Here is a 13665-nt window from a genome sequence, read left to right as displayed (position 1 = left end):
TTTGTCGGAGACTTTTTTATTTAAGTTAGGCCACCTGACCTAACGGATTAATCTTATCATAGTACATTGCTTCAAACTCAAAAGGCGATACATAACCCAGTGCGCTGTGTACACGTTCTTTATTGAACCAATCGACCCAGTTTAGTGTCGCAAGTTGTACATCTGCTAAACCTTGCCAATCTGCTTTTAAATATTCAATCACCTCTGTTTTGTATAAGCCATTCACCGTTTCAGCCAAAGCATTATCGTATGAATCACCCGTTGTACCGACTGATGCTCGTAAATTTGCTGCTTCTAAACGATTGGTATAGCGAATGGAAAGATATTGCACACCTCTGTCGGAATGATGAATCACGTTCTTTGGCATGCCTCGATCATGCAATGCTTGCTCCAGTGCATCAAGTACCATATCTGTATTCATCCGTGTTGATACTTTCCATCCAACAATTGCTCGCGAGAACACATCAATAATAAATGCAGTGTAGACCCAGCCAGAATTGGTTTGAATATACGTAAAGTCACTGACCCATAATTGGTCAGGTCGATCAGCACTAAAATTCCGTTTCACTAAATCATCTGCTCGTTTTTGATCATCTCGGCTGCGGGTAGTTTGTTTGTTCTTACCACGCCAAACACCTTGTATATCTAGCTTCTGCATCAATCGAGCAACTGTACAACGTGCAATAACATAGCCTTCACGTTTCAATTTTTGCCAAACTTTACGTACACCATATCGACCTAAACTTTCTTTCCAAATACGTTTGATTTGCTCTGCATGATGTAAATCATGCAGAGCACGTTTCGCTCGATGTTCTGGGTTATCAACGAGATCTAAAGCCCGATAATAGGTCGAAGCTGCAATCGGTAAAATTCTACAAATCGCTTCAACACCATATCGATCTTTATTGTTATGGATAAAATCCACCATTATTTGTGTGGGCGGTCGAGCTCCGCCTGGGCGAAAAAAGCGGCTGCTTTGCGTAGAATTTCATTGGCACGCTTTAATTCTTTAATTTCACGTTCCATTTGCTTCATTTTTTCTTGGTCAGATATCTGTTGTACTTTGGCAGGATTTAGTTGATCCATATGCTTTAAATACCAAACACGCAATGTTTCAGGAGTACAACCGATTTTAGGAGCAATAGCTGTGATCGCAGCCCAATTCGATGGATAATCTTTTTCAGATTCAATCAATAGTTGAACCGCTCTTTCTCTGATTTCAGGGGTATATTTTAATTTTGTCATCGGGATAGTCTCTCAGAATATTGACTCTCCGACAAACCCGGTACGGTTCACACAGCTAATTTGGTAGAATCAATAAAAGCAATTCCAGAGGATTGCACCTTTAAACTCTCAATAAGAGCGACAAAATACATCACATATTTTGCTTTTAATTCAATGAATCGGTTATAGCTAGGTAAGTTTGGAAAGTAAGAGCAAAGAAAAGGCTTAGCCCAATAAAGATAAAAAGCCTTGAAGTTTCTACTCCCTGTTAGATGAAACCACAATAATAAAGTGAGAACTTCAGAAGCACTGATTTTACTTTGGCGCAATCGCTTAGCTTGTCCTGAAGTAAGCCTATATTGTTCAACATTGTTGGTAATATCAGCACAAAAATCATCAATTAAACAAAAAAGTGTTGTAAGCTGTGTATCGATAGGCATTTGAGGTTATTCAGTTTTTTGTCGTGATTAAATTGTGACTCAAATGCCTATTCTTTATCAAATTTCTTATCCCGAATTCACGTTTTTCTAGGTGGAATCACTGCATGCGCTTGCCGATCTGCAATGACCTGACGGCATTGCTTGGTGTCATAAGCTCCATCGGTATAAACAGAGTCAATCTGCTCATCTTGTGGAATTTGATCGAGTAAATCACCAAGCACTTGTGAATCACTCACATTATTTGTAGTGAGTTGAATAGCGCGTATTTGAAGGGTTTTAGCATCTATACCAATATGAAGTTTACGCCATTGGCGACGATATTCAGGTCCATGTTTCTTGCGTTTCCATTCGCCCTCACCTAGAAACTTCATGCCTGTAGAGTCTATGAGTAGATGCAGCCCATCGCTACTTTTTTGGTAGCTGATTGCAATATCAATATGCTTTTGTCTTCTACAAAGCGTACTGTAATCTGGTGCGGTCCAATTTAATCCACAAAGTTTAATCAGACTTTGCACAAAGCCAGTGACCATACGTAAAGATAGACGGAATAAGGATTTAATCATTAAGCAGCATTGGATAGCTGCGTCGGAGTAGGTTTGATTTCGCCCTTGTTTGCCTTTTGATGGAGCATACCATTGCGTAGCAGGATCAAACCAAATGGCAATATTTCCGCGACTCATGAGTGCTCGGTTATATGCGGGCCAATTGGTTGTACGGTAGATTTTGTGTGTAGGCTTCTTCATTTGAAAATTATATCGCTGAAAAAGCCTTTACAGATAGGTTTGTGCAACAAAGCCCACTGCCGCTAACAGTGGGCTTATTCATTTGAGAATTATAATATTGAATAAGCCTTTAACCGTAGGTTTGTGCAACAAAGCCAATCAGTAATGAATAAGGTATCAAGAAAGGCAAAGCGATGCCCATCGATCTCATTACTCCAGTCCACTTGTGTCAGATATTCCAGATTGAACTGATAGCAAATCACGGTTCCTCGCGACACCACGCAAAACTGATTAAGCTTAAAGCAAGTTGTTAGACTCTATTAGATTGTAAATGTCTAATTAGACTTCTTTAATCTAATAGGAGCTAATCAGGCCAATAAAGTACCCTCCTTACTGACTAAGTCAGTTTATTTTATAACTCCATTATTTTATGGTTTAATATACATATATAGGAATAAGACCCAATATTATGGATTTAAAATTCAAAAAACCTGAAGAAGTTGTTACTTTGTTATGTGAAAGGCTTCGCAAAGAACGACTTTATCTGGAAATGACTCAGTCAGACGTCGCTACACGTGCTGGTATTAGCGTGAATACAGTATCTAATCTGGAAGCTGGTCGAAATGTTTCATTTGAAAACTTAGTACGTGTTGCCATGGTATTGGGCCGATTAAAAGAATTAGAGGAACTCTTCAAACCTCATTTAAACAGTGTAAATGACATTCTCCGCTATGAGAGCAATACGGCTCGACAACGTATCAAAAGGAAATAAATCCATGCTCAAAAAACTTAATGTTTACTACAATGGATGGGGTGAATATTGGCTTTGGGGTACACTGGTCTCCTCAACCGCAATCACAGGTCGGCCATTAATCGCCTTTGAATATAGTGCAGAAGCGATCAGTAAAGGTTTAGAACTTTCCTCTTACCTACTTCCGTTAAAAGGTGAGTCATTGAGAACAAACTTTCCTGCCCATCAAATGGGATTGCCAGGTCCTATATATGATGCCCTACCCGATGGTTGGGGCATGCTTCTTATGGATCGCTTATTTAAAAAAAATGGACTCAATCCAGCACGGATTGGGCCATTAGAAAGACTCACGTATATTAATACAAATGCGATGGGGGCATTATCCTTTGAACCTTCAGCACTTGAGTTAGCCTTAACTGAAAATATTCCACTGATTAAACTCGCTCAAGAAGTCCAGGAAGTTCTCAAAGGAGAAGGTGCAGAATTTTTACAGCATTTATTAGTTATGGGTGGATCACCACAAGGTGCAAGGCCAAAAGCACTCGTCTATCGTGATCCTGTCACCAACGAATTCTCAACAGTTAGCTCACATCAACATGAAGCCTGGCTGATCAAATTTCCCGCTCAGCAAGAGCATCCTGAAGTTTGTGCAATTGAAGCTGTTTATGCAGAATGTTTACGTCATTGTGATATTGTCACCCCTGACACTCAATATTTTACTCTTCCGAATGGATTAACCGCATTTGCATCAAAAAGATTTGACCGCCATGATGGTATGCGTATCCCTATGCAAAGTTTAGCTGCCTTCACTGGAGCTGATTTTAAATCACCAGGGAGTTTAGACTACAGTAACTTTCTTCGCGCTGCACACTTTTGCACCAATGATGTTCGCGAAAAAGCAATTGCATTCAAGCGAGCTGTTTTCAATGTAGTCTTCAATAATCGAGATGATCATTGCAAAAACTTTTCATTTCTGATGTCCCAAAATGGACAATGGAAACTCTCCCCTGCCTATGATGTTACTTTCTGTGAAGGACCAGGGGGATATCATCAAATGGATATCATGGGTGAGGCACTGGATATTCCTCGACAAGCTCTTGTAAAACTTGGTACTCAGGAAGCGGAACTTTCTGCCCAAGAAGTCGATGAAATTATTGGCTCGATTTGTAAGGTTGCAAGCCGATTCAGCGATATCGCTCATGATCTATTACCTGGACAAATTCAAGCAGAGACTCTGCAAATGATCCAAAATAGGATTGAGCATAATATTCATTTATTGAATTTAATATAAAACATTTTCATGAGGATTAAGATTCATTATAATATTAAATTATATACTGTTGTTATTTCTCATGAAAATCAGTATCAAAACATCGGTGACTTTTATAAACTAGAATATCTAAAATAAAGTGACCAAACCAATATTAAATGATCTAAATTTTAGCCCACTAAAAACTAAATATTAACAATTAAATTATATACTTATAAATAAAGTAATTTAATGATATAAATCTCTGTAATCTTGCAAAGGTTGAGTTTTTTAATATATAAACTAACGTGAATTCGGGATAAGAAATTTGATAAAGAATAGGCATTTGAGTCACAATTTAATCACGACAAAAAACTGAATAACCTCAAATGCCTATCGATACACAGCTTACAACACTTTTTTGTTTAATTGATGATTTTTGTGCTGATATTACCAACAATGTTGAACAATATAGGCTTACTTCAGGACAAGCTAAGCGATTGCGCCAAAGTAAAATCAGTGCTTCTGAAGTTCTCACTTTATTATTGTGGTTTCATCTAACAGGGAGTAGAAACTTCAAGGCTTTTTATCTTTATTGGGCTAAGCCTTTTCTTTGCTCTTACTTTCCAAACTTACCTAGCTATAACCGATTCATTGAATTAAAAGCAAAATATGTGATGTATTTTGTCGCTCTTATTGAGAGTTTAAAGGTGCAATCCTCTGGAATTGCTTTTATTGATTCTACCAAATTAGCTGTGTGTCATAATAAACGTATTCAGCAACACCGTGTATTTGTAGACAGCGCAAGTCGGGGGAAAACCTCTGTAGATTGGTTTTATGGTTTCAAAATTCATTTGATTTGCGATCATGTTGGACGCTTAGTTTCTTATTGTATAACAACAGGTAACGTTGATGACCGTAAAGTATTACCAGAATTAATAGAACACTCAAAATTAAAAGGTAAGTTGTTTGGTGATCGTGGCTATATTGGTAAGAATTGGAAGGATCGCCTTGCAGAAGTTGGTGTTCAACTGATTACACGTGTAAAAAGAAATATGAAACCACAAGTTTTAGATCCATTTGATCATGCTGTATTAAAAAAACGTGGAATTATTGAAGCACCATTTAATTTGATGAAAAGTCAATTTGATCTTGAACACACTCGCCATAGATCAAAAATAGGATTATTGACGACAATATTCTCAGCTTTAACCTTATATGCGTTGGTACTTGTGAATGGATATAATTCAGGAATTCAGCAGATTTTAAAACCTATTGAATTAAAATCTGCTTAAGCCGAATTCACGTTAAACTAAAAAAATCAGCCTAAAAATGTGTACTTTTTGTCAACTCGTAAATGATTAAAAAATAAAAAAATGTTTTATTGTATGACTTAAGTTGTTTCTAGGAAAGCGGCGGCAGTCAGTCCAATGCATGAATATTCAAAATTCTTCGGTATAAATAGTCAGCAAAAAGTAGATCGTTTTTTGATTTATAAAAGAGATCTATACTCTTAAATAGAAAAATATCTTTGATAGAACGTAGTAACTTTGAGCTGTAATATGGGGAGGATTAGATACGGTAATAGTGTTTAATAAATATACAGAGCTATGTGATATCGACACTCAGATAGTAATTTAAATTTGATAGCGGCTAGATTTAAATCTGTTTTTACAATTAAAGAATTTACTGTAGAAAGTACATTATAAATTTACTATAATAAGTAAATATTAGCTTAATACGCATGTATAATTTTATTTTAATACACATATGAATAAATATTGCACACTTCAAATTTTTCAAAATAACGAATGGCAAGATTGTGCTATTGTTGAACTAACTGCTAATCAAGAGCAGGGCTGGAGAGCATCTACACGAACATCATACCTATTTGAATATGCTATTGAACATATGGATTTAAGAGATGGCCATGCTCTATCATTCCAATTTCCAGTCAATGTAAAAAACAGTTTAGAAAACCAATGGCCAGCATTTCTCATGGACTTGTTACCTCAAGGCTATGGGCGAAAGGAGCTTTTAAATCAGCTGGGCTTCTCAATTAATGCAGAAGAACAAGCTGATTGGCCCCTACTGAAATCTGGGGCAGGTAATCCTATTGGTAATCTACGAATTAAAGAAGCTTATGACTGGCTTCAAGATCATTTTCCAACTGTAAAACCTCGTGGATTTAGCCTAAGGGAAATTATTGAAAGAAAAGAAGACTTCATTGAGTCACTTGCATCATATGGTTTATTTGTTGCTGGTTCTTCAGGTGTTCAAGGTGAGTGGCCTAAACTACTATTAACTCAAGGGTATGATGGTCTTTTTTATTTAGATCACAGTCTTCCAGATGAATTAGCGGCAAAGCATTGGCTAGTTAAATTTAGTCGTGGAAATGATCAAAAACTGGAAAAAATACTGTTACATGAAGCAATCTACATGAAAATAGCTCGGTACTTAGGTCTAAGAGTGTTTAAGGATTTAGAGCTTCACCAGAGGACGCTATTTATTCCACGTTTTGATCGCCAAATTATCAATGGTAAAGTCGAAAGAATTGCGCAAGAAAGCTTGGCCTCTTTAAGCGGTAAAGCTGGCTTCGGTGTTAAAATGACGCATAATCAAATTTGTATATTGCTCATGGAATGTTGCTCATCACCAAAAGCTGAAATTTTTGAATATTTGAGACGAGATATCGCTAATGTTGCATTAGGAAATAAAGACAACCATACCCGTAATACCGCAATTCAACGTTTAAATAATGGCACAATTCAATTGACACCCCTCTTCGATTTTGCCCCAATGTGGCTTCATCCTGATGGAATTGCACGCACAACACGCTGGGAAAAAGACGATCATGGTGGAATGCCTTTATGGGAATCAGTCATAACGCAAATAGAAGAATGTACAGGAATAGATTCAAGTGAAATTAAACACACAATTACTCAACAATTGCCACTTTATGAAAATTTGCTTGATGAAATGAAAAAAATAAATATAGATGATGAGATTCTACAAAATAGTCATCATCGTATATTGAATATATGTCAACAGATTCAGGAGCTTTCTAATGGATAAACGTTATAAGCCTATGACGCCAATCGAGCAAATGAATAAACGCTTACAAGTCTTAGAAAATATAAATAACAATCCTGAGTGGGAAATTTACCAGATTGCATCATACATTAGAAAAGAACTACATTTAACATTAACTGAAATGAGTAAAATTACTAAAATAGCACCACAAACTTTACAGAAAATGGAGCAACCAGATAGTAATCCAACATTAGATTCTATAAATAAGTTGTTAAATGCATTTGGTTTAAAATTTATTATTAAATCAAAATAGTTTAATTTAAATTACCTATAAACTAGATTTGGATTTATTTTCTAAATAGTCACCCCACCATTGCATCATGTCAGCTCTTTGTTGAATATAATCTGCGTGATTATAACTAGCGCGAGTTTTATTTTTATCTACATGTGAAAGTTGAGCTTCAATCCAGTTGTCTTGAAATAAGCCTGAATTATTTAAAATAGTACTGAATGTTGATCTTAAGCCATGTGAGGATAACTCATCTGTTTTATATCCCATCTTACGGATGGTTGAATTTATTGTGTTAAAATGCAATGGTTTATCTTTAATTTTTGGGCTAGCAAAAACATAACGATCTCCTTGTGACCACTCTAGTGCAGATCTAATAATACTTACCGCTTGCGATGATAATGGAACTAAAAAATCTGGAATATTATAACCTGCTATCACTTTTCGACGATATTGCTTGATATGTAAAGCAGGTATTTTCCAAAGTTTGTTGTCAAAATCAAAATGATGAGGTTCTGCAGATAATAACTCTGCCCCCCTGACTCCAGTATATAATTTAAATAGTATCGCTTTTTTTATAATTGGATTTGTATTTAATTGAGTTACTCTAAGAATAAAATTAGAAATTTCTTCATCTTTTAAATAGGGATAATTTTTCTTTAATTTTCCTTTTAATAATATTTTATTGAGACCATAAGCTTGATTATATTCACAGTATCCCATTGCAACTGCAAAATCATAGATTTGGTTTAAATAGCTATATGCTTTTTTTACAGGTTCCTTAACTCCCCTATTTTCAATTTTTTTAATAACCGTAACTAAATCAGTTCTTTTAATTTTATCAAAACATTTATCACCAATAAGTGGATAAATGTCATTAATTAAACATGTATTCGCCAATTGGATTACACCACCCCGTGGTTGGTCTTTAAATGAATTATTTTTTTTAAACTCTAACCATTCTTCACAAACAACTTTAAAAGTTTTAATTTTTTCCTGAACTAAATTTTGTGTAGAAAATTTAGTTGCCTTATAGGAATCTCTGGCCACTCTAGCTTCTTTGAGATTCATCTCTGGATATGTACCTAGAGTTACTCGTGGTCTTTTACCCGTTTCTGGAACTGAGTAACGATAACTCCAAGATTTTCTTCCATTCGGATAGACTTTTAAACTTAAACCATCATCGTCAGCTAAAAAGTAAACTTTTTCCTTTGGATATGACTTTCGTATTTGTGTTTCCGTAAGACTCATAAATTTTTATAAACCAGCATAATGATCCCCGTTATTGTAATTATATCAAAAATAAGCATTCTTATGTGATGCGTATATTACGCATCACATAAATATTTATATATATGTTTTTTATGAATATTTTTGTGATATTCTACATTGTAGTAACCAAAAAAGTAACCACTGTTAAAATCTGTATTAAGCAACAAAAATCAGTGATAGTTAAATACTATTCTGCAATGGGTTTGTTTTACAGACTTAGTAACCGAACCTTAATTATTTGAGGTAATATTTTAATTTTGTCATCAGGATAGTCTCTCAGAATATTGACTCTCCGACAAACCCGGTACGGTTCAAATTCTAGATAAACGAACTAGATCATTTAAGTTTGCCAAGAAGCTAAAAATTGCTTCCTCGCCTTTATATTGTTTTTTAAATTTATAACCTTGTTGTATATTTTGGATTAGTTCGACAATCTCGTTATAACTTGTTACTCTCTCATCTGTTTGAAATTCAGATAGTGTAATTTTTTTAAGGTTTGCAATATATTTATTAATGTCCTTTACATCACAAGTAAGAATCGGTTCTTTTTGATCTTTTTTATGTGCTATGAGTGTAGGTAACGCAGTCATAGGACGGTTTCTATTTGGTAATACCTCTCGACCAACAATCGCATTAATAGTTGTAGACTTACCTGCTTTCATCGTACCAACAACAGCTAATACAACTTCGAAATTTTCGAGTTTTGTATATTCCCCTTGTAATACATTTTTCATTTCAGGTACTGTCTTGTTATCAAATACACGAGGCTTCTCGGCATTATGCTGTGGGACTAAATCATTCTGCTCTAAATTTAGTAATAATTGCTGTTGATTAAATAAAACCTTTTGAAGTTGCTTTTTTAAGCCAACCAATAAATTTTCATTTGATATCTTTTGATTCATAAGATCACCCTAATAGACCACATTCCAATTTTTTTAAAATATTATTAAGTTAATAAAATTAAATATTTTATATCATTTGATATTTATACCTAAGCAATCTTTACTACAGGATAAAATGGCTTACCCCATGTTTTATCATGAGAATGATTTAACATCACTTTCAACATTTCAGGAATTAATGTCGCTAGAATATTGCAGGCATCTTTAAGTTGAGCACGATTCACTGTGCTATTAAAAGTTGCTCCGCCATGAATAATTTGATTACGTAAAGTATATAGATGATTAAAAACAGCAATGAGTATTTCAGGAGTATCTTTTTGGCTTAAAGCACTTAATGCCTTTTTCTTGTTTCGTTCAAAACTTTCGACCCAAATCTGTTCTGTGATTAAACCATTGTGATAATCCCAAAAAGGCTGAAAGGTAAATTGATTATTTAACAAAATACGGATGCTACCTGAGAAGGTATTCCAAACTGAATAATAAATTTTCTGTTCTTTATCTAAATAGCAAATCCGATAGATAAATTGTACAAATGCCCCCTTATCCGCACTGCGTAAATCTGCACGTAAATCTTTCGCATAAACAGCATTAAAACCAATCCACAGAAAAATAAACTGTGAATCAAAGTCTTGTTCTTGTTTGGCCTGTTCTGCTCGCTGTAACCAGCTTAATGAACGATGAATCCGTAAACGAAAATCTTCATTAAAGTTTTCACGGTTTTGTTTAAAGGTTTGCTGGATATCCGAAAGCATTTTTCTTCCCAATCTAAAAAACTAAATAGGTTGCTTACCCTAAAATAAACAACCTCAATCCACTGAATTAAATGCTTAATTGAATGATACGGTTATTATTGGTTTGCTGGCGATGAACATCATCCAAACTCTGCGCGGTACAGATTTCAATTTCATTTGGTGAAAGTACTTTAGCAAATACCTTATGACCTTGGATATTACCCGATAATCGTAAGTTTTGTTCAAACACACCTTTATCACCACGTTTAACCTGATTTTCAAGTGCTGCACTAGATGAAGTTGTATAGCCCATAACCAACACACCATTGAGGGGCTTACCGAGTTCCGCCCACTCCTGATAAGTCTGTCCACGATGAATTGCCACTTGCAAAGTATCTCGTCTAAATGCACCAATAAAGTATTGGAATGGACTATCGGTATTATCCTCCGCAGCATGGTTGACGACTTTTAGTGTTTCCCCAGGACACAAACGTAATAGCCCCAACGCTACACCTGTTTTAGCGGTTGGTGCATAAGCATTTTTAGGATCAGCATCTAAAGGTAAATGAATTTCCAGATTAGGCAAATCCTCAAAAATCTCTGCTAAATCTGTCAACAACAATTGATATAAGGCTTTAGATTTCTCATCATCTAAACGCCCAAGTAGCCCTAACACAATTCGTGATCGACTTGAATTTCCAGCTAAAAGAATATGAATCAATTCAGGTAGCTTTTGATGCTGCTGTTTAAATGCAACATTCATAGCTATAAAGAAGTCTTTTAAACCCTGACGAATACGATTTTCAAGAAACTTAATCAATTCATCCTGTTTTATTGCAATTTCACAATCTACAGTTTGCCCATCTTTGTTAATGAGTTTAAACGTTTCTGTCCCTTTAGAGTCAAGATCAATTTTTCCAGCTTCCCATAATGGTCTTAGTTTAGACATCATTAACGTGGTATTGGTATAAGCAGCCTGTGTTTGTGCAATGAGTAGTTCTGAACCTGCAAAATTTTCTGCATCCAATGGTTTGGTAAATGCAATTTTCTTTTTATTACATTCACTACCGTTGGCTTGAAATACTAGATATGCCAAGTTTTCCAGTAAATTTTCACCACCCAAAAATTGATCACCAGATGAACCAAAATGTTCAATGACATGATCCCATCCCTCATCGTGCTCTTCGTCATTTGGATTGCGATAGAAGCCATAGTCAAAATCGGTTGTGCCACCACCAAAGTCAAATACAGCATAGGAAACACCACCATCATCAGGTTCAATTTCCAAACGCTCTAATGCTGCAGCAGCAAAAGCAGCAGGTTCAGAAGCCAACTCTTCTACACTAAACTCATTAAAGCGTTCATCATAAATCAATGATTCAGGCAAACTACGTTGTAGTCCTCGGCGAAATGCTGCCAATATTCGGGCTTTCACCTCATTTGAATATTTCACAGGAAAAGTTAAATAATAGTTGAGGAATATACCTCTTTCTCGCCAGTTAATGGTCATTCCCAAAAACCACGCATAAACTTCGATTGGGTCAAGTTGTGGGTAGTCTTTACCGATTTGAATTGCCTGACCTTTGACTGGGTTATATTCAGTTAAAGGTTGTAGTTGATATTCATACTCTTGTTGGTCACGTAAACGAACTTTTGCCGTTTGCTCATTTCGCAATGCCCATTGTTTTAAGCGAGCAAAAATACTACTCACCACTTTGGTATTACTATTATTGTTGCGTAATGCGGCTCTTGCCTCATGTGAACAATGGATATTATCCCAATCAACCAATGGACGGTAACTTTCGCTTTGCCATTCATTCAAAAAGTTTTGTAAATCTAAAAATTCTAAAACAGTCGGGTTTTCATATTGTTGGTCAGTAATGACGTCTTTGGCAAAATCTTTTTCCTGCATCCCAATACGCAATAATTCATCTTTGCCATTTTTACGAATGGCAACAACTGTACTACTTGTACCAAAATCAATTGCGACATTAGCTTCCCGAATATCCAAAACAGGGTTACGATCACGGCAGAATTGTTTGGATTGAACTTTTGTATATTTACCCTGTAAAGCTTTAGGAACAAAAAATTCCCACATACCTTGTTCAACATCAGTAAATTTTAGAGCATCAATTTTTGGTAAGCGTGTGCTGATATAGTCAATATTTTGCCAGACTGCAATTGGATCAACTTGTGGTTTATAGTCATATTTCTTTTTAGATATCTTTTCTAATACAACTAAATTTTCATAAAATTCTTTGAGTTCTTCATTTACATAAGTCGTTAGAAATTTCCTCAACTGTTCTAATTCTGATGGAATAGCAAATGGATTTTTTAACCAATATTCTTTATTATTTACAAATGTTTGGTAAATATCATGACTAAACTTAGAATCAGCAATACATTGATCTATCTCTGTTTGGAGCACAGTAATAAAATGCGGACGGATTTTCCATTTTTTCTCAGAAAAAGCTTTTAGTGCTATAAGCGTTGTTGGTTTTTGTTTAAAAAATGAATTTACAGCTAAAACTCTTGCATCGCTCCATGAATCATTACGTTTATTAGATTCATTACTTTCATCCAAATACAATACCTTATTATCTTGAGTTAACCAAAAGTGGTAATCTAACAATCTAAGACGTTGCCCTCGTTTTAATGGAAATTCCTTTGTCTGTGTAATCTTCCATAATTCAGCATCTAAAGGCACACGCCAATCACTTAACCCACCTAATTTTAAAGGTGCTAAATCTTGGTTAGCTTGCTCCTGATGACAATAATAATATTTTTTATTACTTGGATTCCCCTGCCATAACAACCCTGTTTCTCTATCAAAGATCATTTCCCCATCATTAATCCACCAATAACGATATTTCTCAAAATAAGCTACTGCTGCCTCGGTGGCTTGTTTCAACGTTTTCGCATCTTCTACCTTATCATTTTCAAGTGCGATTGCTTCTGCTGTAGCAAGCAGCTTTTGATGTTTTAAAGTTGGTACAAAAGTTTCAAAACTTTGACTCATTTATGTTCCCCGATTTAACTATTTCTCAATTTT

At 35.3% G+C, this 13665-nt stretch carries 9 protein-coding genes, 3 pseudogenes and 1 other annotated feature; of the genes and pseudogenes, 5 read left to right on the top strand and 7 right to left on the bottom strand.

Annotated elements, in window-relative coordinates:
- Window positions 1–25: 25 nt before the first annotated feature.
- The 3 genes and pseudogenes from G0028_RS19305 to G0028_RS19295 form a co-directional block, all read right to left on the bottom strand.
- Window positions 26–1245, bottom strand: a protein-coding gene (locus tag G0028_RS19305) for an IS3 family transposase (protein ID WP_104915068.1) whose coding sequence is annotated in 2 segments (ribosomal slippage) — window positions 26–969 and window positions 969–1245 — 1221 coding nt in all. Because the reading frame shifts where the segments join, the coding sequence is not laid out codon by codon here.
- Window positions 854–970, bottom strand: a sequence feature (AL1L pseudoknot). It overlaps the preceding gene by 117 nt.
- Window positions 1246–1295: 50 nt before the next feature.
- Window positions 1296–1664: pseudogene (locus G0028_RS19300) on the bottom strand (IS982 family transposase); the annotation flags it as partial.
- Window positions 1665–1747: 83 nt separating this feature from the next.
- Window positions 1748–2407 (bottom strand): annotated as a pseudogene (locus G0028_RS19295) (IS5-like element IS17 family transposase); the annotation flags it as partial.
- A 448-nt stretch (window positions 2408–2855) separates the two neighbouring features.
- Here G0028_RS19295 and G0028_RS19290 point away from each other — a divergent pair.
- The 5 genes from G0028_RS19290 to G0028_RS19270 all read left to right on the top strand — a co-directional run bounded on the left by G0028_RS19290 (window position 2856) and on the right by G0028_RS19270 (window position 7732).
- Window positions 2856–3158 carry a helix-turn-helix domain-containing protein gene (locus G0028_RS19290; protein WP_111861263.1) on the top strand — a complete coding sequence of 101 codons (303 nt, stop codon included), beginning with the start codon at window positions 2856–2858 and terminating at the stop codon, window positions 3156–3158.
- 4 nt (window positions 3159–3162) lie between these two features.
- A complete protein-coding gene (locus tag G0028_RS19285; RefSeq protein WP_130075352.1) occupies window positions 3163–4428 on the top strand; it encodes a type II toxin-antitoxin system HipA family toxin in 1266 nt (421 codons plus the stop codon).
- Between the two features lie 347 nt (window positions 4429–4775).
- Window positions 4776–5681, top strand: a complete 906-nt coding sequence (locus G0028_RS19280; RefSeq protein ID WP_194088734.1) for an IS982 family transposase — start codon at window positions 4776–4778, stop codon at window positions 5679–5681.
- A gap of 475 nt (window positions 5682–6156) precedes the next feature.
- Window positions 6157–7461, top strand: coding sequence for a type II toxin-antitoxin system HipA family toxin (locus tag G0028_RS19275; protein ID WP_130075353.1), 1305 nt, complete (start codon window positions 6157–6159; stop codon window positions 7459–7461).
- The gene (locus G0028_RS19270) at window positions 7454–7732 is read left to right on the top strand and encodes a helix-turn-helix domain-containing protein (protein WP_111861266.1); all 279 of its coding nucleotides are present in this window, start codon (window positions 7454–7456) and stop codon (window positions 7730–7732) included. The genes G0028_RS19275 and G0028_RS19270 overlap by 8 nt, the downstream gene beginning before the upstream one ends.
- Window positions 7733–7747: 15 nt before the next feature.
- Here G0028_RS19270 and G0028_RS19265 read toward each other — a convergent pair whose 3' ends face one another.
- From G0028_RS19265 to G0028_RS19250, 4 genes and pseudogenes are all read right to left on the bottom strand, one after another.
- Entirely contained in the window at window positions 7748–8959 is a 1212-nt protein-coding gene (locus tag G0028_RS19265) for a tyrosine-type recombinase/integrase (RefSeq protein WP_130075354.1), read from the bottom strand.
- A 332-nt stretch (window positions 8960–9291) separates the two neighbouring features.
- Window positions 9292–9669: pseudogene (locus G0028_RS21420) on the bottom strand (dynamin family protein); the annotation flags it as partial.
- 302 nt (window positions 9670–9971) lie between these two features.
- Window positions 9972–10634, bottom strand: a complete 663-nt coding sequence (locus G0028_RS19255) for a HEPN domain-containing protein (protein ID WP_180047324.1) — start codon at window positions 10632–10634, stop codon at window positions 9972–9974.
- A 67-nt stretch (window positions 10635–10701) separates the two neighbouring features.
- Window positions 10702–13632 (bottom strand): hypothetical protein, encoded by a 2931-nt coding sequence (locus G0028_RS19250; RefSeq protein ID WP_180047322.1) that lies wholly within the window; start codon window positions 13630–13632, stop codon window positions 10702–10704.
- Between the last annotated feature and the right edge of the window lie 33 nt (window positions 13633–13665).

It is taken from the genome of Acinetobacter piscicola (assembly GCF_015218165.1).
GTDB classification, from domain to species: Bacteria; Pseudomonadota; Gammaproteobacteria; order Pseudomonadales; family Moraxellaceae; genus Acinetobacter; species Acinetobacter piscicola_A.
This window is presented reverse-complemented; position numbering and strand designations above follow the sequence as displayed.